We start from the raw sequence: 6,340 nt of genomic DNA on the forward strand, positions 1-6,340 counted from the left end.
GCCAAGAACGCCGCGGTGGTCGATCTGGGGGTTGAAATGTCGGTCGGCCGCAATACCGCCATGGGCTTGGGCTACAGCGGTCAGTTCGGCAACGACAACACCGACCACAGCGGTCAGCTGTTCTTGCGTACCCGCTTCTAAGGTAATTTGGTCGGGCCGGTCCGGCGGCCGCCCGGCTGAAGCGCAGAAACCCGGCAAGTCACGCTTGCTGGGTTTTTTAGATTTCGGAGATTGAAGCAGGCACGCATCCGCCAGCGGGCGGCACTCTTGCATGCCTGCCGTGTCTGATTACCGGCTAGTCTTCACGGCGCAGATGCGGGAACAGGATGACGTCACGAATGCTGGCGCTGTCTGTCAGCAGCATTACCAGACGGTCGATACCGATGCCGCAGCCACCGGTGGGAGGCATGCCGTATTCGAGTGCGCGGATGTAATCTGCGTCGTAATACATGGCTTCTTCGTCTCCGGCGTCTTTTGCCTCGACCTGAGCGAGGAATCGCGCCGCCTGGTCTTCGGGGTCGTTCAGCTCCGAGAATCCATTGGCAATTTCGCGCCCCGTCATGAACAGTTCAAACCGCTCGGTGATGTCAGGGTTGGTGTCAGACGCTCGGGCCAGCGGAGATACTTCTACAGGGTAATCAATGATAAAGGTCGGATTCCACAACTGGGCCTCCGCCGTTTCTTCAAACAAGGCCAGCTGCAAGGCACCGATGCCGGCTCTTGCAAGGGTGGGGCCATCGGTGTCGACTCCCTTCTTGCGCAGCTCGGAACGCAAGTAATCTGCATCGTTCAGGTCGGCCTCGGTATAGCCCGGAGCGTACTTCAAGATCGCCTGTACTATGGTCAGACGATCGAAGGGCTGGCCAAGGTCGAGCGTTTTTCCTTGATAGGTAAGCTGTGCGCTTCCGGTGGCGGTCACGGCTGCCTGTCTAATCAGCGATTCGGTAAATTCCATCAACCACTGATAGTCGGTGTAGGCGGCATAGAACTCCATCATGGTGAACTCGGGATTGTGCCGCGGACTTACCCCTTCGTTCCGGAAGTTTCGATTCAGCTCGAAGACTCGTTCGAATCCACCGACAATCAGCCGCTTCAGATACAGTTCGGGCGCAATGCGCAGGAACATTTCCATGTCGAGGGCGTTGTGGTGAGTGGTGAAAGGCTTGGCAGCGGCACCACCTGGAATCGGATGCAGCATGGGTGTTTCGACTTCCAGAAAGCCGGCGTCAAGCATGAACTTGCGAATGCCGCCAATGGCTTTGCTACGCGCAACGAATGTTCGACGCGTTTCTTCAGTCATGATGAGGTCGACGTAGCGCTGACGATAGCGCAGTTCCTGGTCGGAGACGCCGTGGAACTTGTCGGGCAAGGGACGCAACGATTTGGCCAGCAGGCGCACCTGCGACGCCTGAACCGAGAGCTCGCCCTTGTTGGTCTTGAAGACCTTGCCTTCCACAGCCACGATGTCGCCGATATCCCAGGTCTTGAAGCGGTTGTAGACCTCTTCGCCCAGTATGCTTTTATCCAGATAGATCTGAATGCGCCCGCTACCGTCCTGCAAAGTGGCAAAACTCGCCTTGCCCATGACACGTTTGAGCATCATGCGGCCGGCAACTTTGGCAGGCGCGGCCAGTTCGATCAGGGCTTCCTTGTCGAGCTCGCCATATCTGGCGTGTAGCTGGCCGGCTTTACTGTCCGGGCGAAAGTCGTTGGGAAACGCCACGCCTTCGTCGCGCAGGCGAGCCAGCTTGCTGCGCCGTTCAGCAATCAGGTGATTTTCATCGGACGCAGGAGCAGTGCCAGGGGTCGGTTCAGTCATCTTGGTATCTTGGGTTCTAAAGTGGGTATCGTCGCAAATGTTTTCGGGGGAGCGACGTCATACCCCTTGTTTCAAGCTTGCCTGGATAAACGGGTCAAGATCGCCGTCCAGGACTTTCTGTGTATTGGAAATTTCGACGTTGGTGCGCAGGTCTTTGATACGGCTTTGGTCCAGGACGTAGGAGCGGATCTGATGACCCCAGCCCACATCGGTCTTTGCGTCTTCCATTTTCTGTTGCTCGGCCATCCGCTCACGCAACTCGAGCTCGTACAGACGTGATTTGAGCATGGACATCGCTTCAGCACGGTTTCGATGCTGCGAGCGGTCGTTCTGGCATTGCACGACGATGCCGGTGGGCACGTGAGTGATTCGAACAGCAGAGTCGGTTTTGTTGATATGCTGGCCTCCCGCACCACTGGCACGGTAGGTATCAATGCGCAGGTCGGCAGGATTGACCTCGACTTCGATCGAATCGTCGACTTCAGGGTAGACAAACACGCTGGCAAACGACGTGTGACGGCCGTTCGAAGAATCAAAGGGGCTCTTGCGCACGAGTCGGTGGACACCCGATTCGGTACGCAGGAATCCAAAGGCGTAATCACCTTCGACCTTGATCGTTGCGGACTTAATGCCGGCGACATCGCCGGGAGACTCTTCCAGGACCTCGACCTTGAAGTCTTTGTTCTCGCAGTAACGCAAGTATTGGCGCAGCAACATCGACGCCCAGTCCTGTGCCTCGGTTCCGCCGGCTCCGGCCTGGATGTCTACAAAGCAGTTGAGGGGGTCGGCCGGGTTATTGAACATGCGGCGGAACTCGAGTTCTTCGAGTTGCTCACCCAGCTTGTCGCAGTCTTCTTCGATGGCCTGCAAGGTGGCGTCGTCATCGTCTTCGCTGGCCAGTTCGAATAGTTCGCGGGCTTCAGCCAAGCCCTTGCGTAATTGATCCAGCGAACCTACAACCTTATCGAGGCTTTTTTTCTCGCGTCCCAGCTCCTGGGCGCGTTGGGGATCGTTCCAGACGTCGGGGCTTTCCAGTTCGGCATTGACAACATGCAGGCGTTCGGACTTGGCAGCGTAGTCAAAGATACCCCCGTAGAGCGTCCTCACGCTCTGCGTAGTCTTCGATCCGGGCGATTAATTGGTTATGGCGTTCGGCTTCCATGATGCTTTCCTGACGACAAATATATGGTTAACCCTCTATTTTACCGTAGGTAGGCAAGGCAGGCCGAACAACCTCGAACCGTTTGGTGGCCCCGTTCAGTATGCGGGCGCGCTTTCGTGCCAGGCAAAGGGTGACGTGGGAGCGTTTTGCTTGAATTCCGGCTCGATGGAGGGTATGGCGTCAGCCACGTCCTCCGGCATGACGAAGCGCATCCCCGTTTCGCGCAGGGCAGAGGTCTGTTCCATCTGTTCTGCGGCGGCTTGTGCCGCTTGGCGCAGCACTTCCGCATTCTGTCGTGTGATCAGGTCCATCCGCGTAACGGCCGAAGTGACTTGCTCAACCCCCAACGACTGCTCTTGCGAGGCCACGCTGATGCCCTGCATGCGCGCACGTGCTTTCTCGACAGAAAGTGCGGTGGTGTTCACGGCTTCTGCCGCTTCGGTGACCAGGCTGCCGCTTTGCTCAATGTGTTGAAGTGACTCCTGAATCAGCGATTCGATTTCACCGGATGCTGCTGCACTGCGCAGTGCCAGGCTTCGTACCTCGTTGGCCACGACGGCGAAGCCCCGGCCATGCGTGCCTGCGCGCGCTGCCTCAATGGCTGCATTAAGCGCCAGAATATTGGTGCGCATGGCAATGCTTTCAATGGTGGCGATTATTTCGGACATCTGGCCGGAACCCTGGCGCAACTGATTCATGGTGTTTGCAGCGCGCTGCAGTTGCGTGCTGCTGTGCGCAGCTCGTTCAGAAGCGTAATTGACAAGCTCGGTGGCTTTTTGGGCGTTTTCTGCATTCAGTCGCACAGCCGACGCCAGTTGTTCCATGGCTGCTGACGATTCCTGCAAGCTGGACGCCTGCTCGTCGGTGCGTATCGACAGGTCGTTGGTGTCCCCGGATATGCCTTGGGCGGCAGAGGCCACATGTTCGCTGCGGAGCCGGACTTCCCCCACTACCGTCTGAAGACCTCGTCCGATACCGTTCAATGCTTCCAGCAACCTGCCCAGTTCGTCGCGTCGACCGCTGCGCGCCTGTGCGGTCAGGTCACCGCCGGCAAGTCGCTGCGCAAGCGCGACGCCCTCGTCAATGGGTTTTTGTACAAAGCGGTACAGTACGTACAGGGCGGCGGCGCTGCATAGCAACAGGGCGAGCAGGGTGGACACGGCGATGAGCATGGCCTGCTCACTGTCGGCCCGGGCCCGGTCCATGTCGGCTTCGTAGCGACGGGACTGTATGGCGTCAAATTCATCGATCTGACGCACCAGGGCATTCGCGGGCTCGACGTACTGCTGTCCAAACAACAATACTTTCGCCAATAACGGTTGCGGCAGAACAATTTTCTGGCCTCCCGCGCCGTCATCCTCGATACCCTTGGCCGTATTGATGGCCTTGACTTCCAGCTCGCTCAAGGCTTGAGTTGTTGCGAATGCGTCTTCTATCAGTGCCAATTCTTCCGCCGTGAAATCAGCATTGCGGAAATGCTGGATCAGTGCCGTCGAGCTTGCATCCGACGTGCCGTAGAGCTGATTCGAAACGTCGGTGTAGGCTTCCTCGAACTCTGGCTGTTCACTCGAAACAAAGGCCATTGCATGCCGGGTAAGGGCCTGTGCATAATCTTTATATTGCGCGGCCAGCCGACTCGCCTTCAGGCGCTTCTGTTCAATTTCCTGCAGATGCTCTATGCTGTCTGTTACATTTTGTATTGCGCCCAGCGTCAATGCACAAAATACAGCCAACACCATTAAAAATAGGGCAAATGCGCGTTTCAAGGTTAAAAAACGGGGCATGCGGGCTTGTCATTCCAAATAAAGGCCCCAAGTATGGCAAGAAGATATGACAGTGTTATTGCTGCGGATAGCCTTCAACTATCCCCTTCGGGTTGGTCGCAGGTCGAGCGAGGCGGGCGTCGTTGTCATAAGGAATGAACTTTGCTGAAATATTCTCTGTCAGGCAGGGGCCCTTAAAGCTCGATAGCTAAAATCAACCAACGCTATTGAATCAATCAATTTTACAAATAACCGGGCCTTGCCTATACTGACATCACTAACCCACTTATCAACCACAAAGGAAGACAAACATGTCCTTGATTAATACCAAAATCAAACCTTTCAAAGCCACTGCATATCACAATGGCAAGTTCGTCGACGTTACCGAGGAAACACTGAAAGGTAAATGGTCGGTGCTGGTCTTCTACCCGGCCGACTTTACTTTCGTGTGCCCGACCGAACTCGAAGATCTGGCCGACAACTACGCTGAATTTCAGAAGCTGGGCGTCGAGGTCTACAGCGTTTCGACCGACACCCATTTCTCGCACAAAGCATGGCACGACACTTCCGAAGCCATCGGCAAGGTCAATTACCCCATGCTCGCCGACCCCACCCACCAACTGGCTCGTAACTTCGAAGTTCTGATCGAAGAAGAGGGCATCGCTCTGCGTGGCACGTTCGTCATCAACCCCGACCTCGAAATCAAGGCACTCGAAATTCACGACAACGGCATCGGTCGTGTCGCATCCGAGTTGCTGCGCAAGGTCCGCGCCGCTCAGTACATCGCTGCCCACCCTGGTGAAGTTTGCCCCGCCAAGTGGGAAGAAGGCGCCAAGACCCTGACTCCTTCGCTGGATCTGGTTGGCAAGATCTAAGTATCGCCACGCGTAAGCTTCATCCGCGCCCACAAGGCGATTCCATTTGAAGCGGCGGCGTCCAGGCTACAAGCCCGGTCGCCGCGGCTTCCTGAACTACCTTCATGAGAGTACAACGATAATGTTAGACAGCAATCTCAAAACACAGTTGAAGTCTTACCTGGAAAAAGTTACGCAACCAATCGAGATCGTTGCTTATCTGGACGAGGGGACAAAATCCCAGGAACTGCGCGAACTGCTGCAAGAAATCGAATCCCTCTCCGAGCGCATCACGCTCGTCGAGCATGCGGACGATTCCCAGCGCAAGCCATCTTTCAGTATCAACCGCCCAGGTACTGATATCAGTGTCCGCTTCGCGGGCATACCCATGGGCCACGAATTCACGTCGCTTGTACTTGCGCTGCTGCAAGTAGGCGGCCATCCGATCAAGCTGGACGAAGCTGTGATCGAACAAATACGTAATCTTGATGGCGACTACGAGTTCGAGACCTACTTCTCGTTGTCTTGCCAGAATTGTCCCGACGTAGTGCAAGCGCTTAATGTCATGTCGGTCATCAACCCACGCATTCGTCATGTGGCGATCGACGGGGCCTTGTTCCAGAAAGAAGTCGAAGACCGTCAGATCATGTCGGTGCCTACCGTATACCTCAATGGCGAGGTGTTTGGTCAAGGTCGCGCCGGCGTTGAAGAGATTCTGTCGAAGCTGGATACCAATGCCGAC

6 protein-coding genes are annotated in these 6,340 nt (G+C 56.1%); 3 read left to right on the forward strand and 3 right to left on the reverse strand.

The features are described 5' to 3' along the window. The first annotated feature begins 15 nt into the window (after positions 1–15). The gene (locus Q1J88_RS12555) at positions 16–141 is read left to right on the forward strand and encodes an autotransporter outer membrane beta-barrel domain-containing protein (protein WP_301117738.1); all 126 of its coding nucleotides are present in this window, start codon (positions 16–18) and stop codon (positions 139–141) included. A 154-nt stretch (positions 142–295) separates the two neighbouring features. On the opposite strand, the gene lysS is transcribed toward Q1J88_RS12555, so the two are convergent. From lysS to Q1J88_RS12570, 3 genes are all read right to left on the reverse strand, one after another. Beyond that, positions 296–1,819 (reverse strand): lysine--tRNA ligase, encoded by a 1,524-nt coding sequence (gene lysS / locus Q1J88_RS12560; RefSeq protein ID WP_301118067.1) that lies wholly within the window; start codon positions 1,817–1,819, stop codon positions 296–298. A gap of 57 nt (positions 1,820–1,876) precedes the next feature. Continuing rightward, positions 1,877–2,981, reverse strand: a protein-coding gene (gene prfB, locus Q1J88_RS12565; protein ID WP_301118068.1) for a peptide chain release factor 2 whose coding sequence is annotated in 2 segments (ribosomal slippage) — positions 1,877–2,899 and positions 2,901–2,981 — 1,104 coding nt in all. Because the reading frame shifts where the segments join, the coding sequence is not laid out codon by codon here. Between the two features lie 95 nt (positions 2,982–3,076). Next, the gene (locus tag Q1J88_RS12570; protein WP_301118069.1) at positions 3,077–4,765 is read right to left on the reverse strand and encodes a methyl-accepting chemotaxis protein; all 1,689 of its coding nucleotides are present in this window, start codon (positions 4,763–4,765) and stop codon (positions 3,077–3,079) included. Positions 4,766–5,055: 290 nt separating this feature from the next. Here Q1J88_RS12570 and ahpC point away from each other — a divergent pair, with 290 nt between their 5' ends. Next, complete coding sequence (gene ahpC, locus Q1J88_RS12575) at positions 5,056–5,619, forward strand: alkyl hydroperoxide reductase subunit C (RefSeq protein ID WP_301118070.1); 564 nt, start codon at positions 5,056–5,058, stop codon at positions 5,617–5,619. A 121-nt stretch (positions 5,620–5,740) separates the two neighbouring features. Continuing rightward, on the forward strand, positions 5,741–6,340 hold a 600-nt coding region (locus Q1J88_RS12580; protein ID WP_301118071.1), incomplete at its 3' end, for a thioredoxin family protein.

The sequence above is a fragment of the Pusillimonas sp. genome, assembly GCF_029263785.1.
In the GTDB taxonomy this organism is placed as follows: Bacteria; Pseudomonadota; Gammaproteobacteria; order Burkholderiales; family Burkholderiaceae_B; genus Pusillimonas.

Excerpts from the sequence above, each read along its gene's own strand:
- Q1J88_RS12570 (WP_301118069.1), bottom strand. The coding sequence starts at position 4,765 with ATGCCCCGTTTTTTAACCTTGAAACGCGCATTTGCCCTATTTTTAATG.
- lysS (WP_301118067.1), bottom strand. The coding sequence starts at position 1,819 with ATGACTGAACCGACCCCTGGCACTGCTCCTGCGTCCGATGAAAATCAC.
- ahpC (WP_301118070.1), top strand. The coding sequence starts at position 5,056 with ATGTCCTTGATTAATACCAAAATCAAACCTTTCAAAGCCACTGCATAT.